This window comes from Streptococcus hillyeri, from assembly GCF_003686955.1.
GTDB classification, from domain to species: Bacteria; Bacillota; Bacilli; order Lactobacillales; family Streptococcaceae; genus Streptococcus; species Streptococcus hillyeri.
On sequence record NZ_RCVM01000050.1, the window covers coordinates 1 to 1,029 of the forward strand.

Sequence of the window (1,029 nt, forward strand, 5' to 3'; positions counted from 1 at the left end):
AAGTTGAGTTGGTCATTCCAGCGCAAATCCGCGAAGGCGTGACTCGCGTTAAGATTCCAAATACAACAAAAGTTGTTTATAACAACTCAACAGTTGATGGCGAGCCAGATAAAGAAACACCACCAACGCCACCAGTAACCGTAACGCCGCCAACCGATCCAACAGTTGATAAGAAGATCAATGGTGATAAAGACCACCTTGATGTTCCAGTTCAAACGGATTACACTTACAACATCAAAGCAAGCCTTCCAACCACAATCACGTCATACAAGAAATTTGTGATTACAGATACGCTTGACAAAGACTTGATGGTTAAAGGAACACCAACAATTACAGGTGACGCCGCTAAGTTCTTCGATGTGAAAGTAGACGGTCAAACGGTTACAGCCACAATGAAAGACTTCGCAAACGCAGGTGACTTCGCAGGTCAACAAGTTGAGTTGGTCATTCCAGCGCAAATCCGCGAAGGCGTGACTCGCGTTAAGATTCCAAATACAACGAAAGTTGTTTATAACAACTCAACAGTTGATGGCGAGCCAGATAAAGAAACGCCACCAACGCCACCAGTAACCGTAACGCCACCAACCGATCCAACAGTTGATAAGAAGATCAACGAAAAACTTGATCACTTAGATGTTCCAGTTCAAACGGATTACACTTACAACATCAAAGCGAGCCTCCCAACCACAATCACTTCTTATAAGAAATTTGTGATTACAGATACGCTTGACAACGACTTGATGGTTAAAGGAACACCAACAATTACAGGTGACGCCGCTAAGTTCTTCGATGTTAAAGTAGACGGTCAAACCGTTACAGCGACAATGAAAGACTTCGCAAACGCAGGTGAGTTGGCAGGTCAACAAGTTGAGTTGGTCATTCCAGCGCAAATCCGCGAAGGCGTGACTCGCGTTAAGATTCCAAATACAACAAAAGTTGTTTATAACAACTCAACAGTTGATGGCGAGCCAGATAAAGAAACACCACCAACGCCACCAGTAACCGTAACGCCGCCAACCGATCCAACAG

At 44.4% G+C, this 1,029-nt stretch carries 1 protein-coding gene; it reads left to right on the forward strand.

All coding sequences use genetic code 11. The features are described from left to right. Positions 1-1,029 (forward strand): isopeptide-forming domain-containing fimbrial protein (locus tag EAF07_RS10395; protein ID WP_142925610.1); only part of this gene is annotated, 1,029 nt, incomplete at both ends.